We start from the raw sequence: 271 nt of genomic DNA on the forward strand, positions 1-271 counted from the left end.
GAATAGGAACATGTTTACAATAGAGTGTTCAAAGCCCATAAAGAAGAAGAGCATTACCGGCATCCACATTGCAATGATCTTACTCGTTGCAGAGGTTGAAATCATTGCACCGACAACACCCATCGATACCATCCAGTTACACAGCATGCCACGAATAAATATCGTGAACCAGCCATCAGCACCATGCGCTTGATAACCCAGTGTTCTTGACTCACCAATGGTGCTCACTTTAGCTGCCAAGGCACCGCCGTCAGTGTTGTAACCATAAGTT

At 45.4% G+C, this 271-nt stretch carries 1 protein-coding gene; it reads right to left on the reverse strand.

Annotation, left to right across the window (positions count from 1 at the left end; all coding sequences use genetic code 11):
• Positions 1–271: formate/nitrite transporter family protein (locus A3729_RS10575; protein WP_197475782.1), on the reverse strand; the 271-nt coding region annotated here is incomplete at both ends.

This window comes from Oleiphilus sp. HI0043, assembly GCF_001634935.1.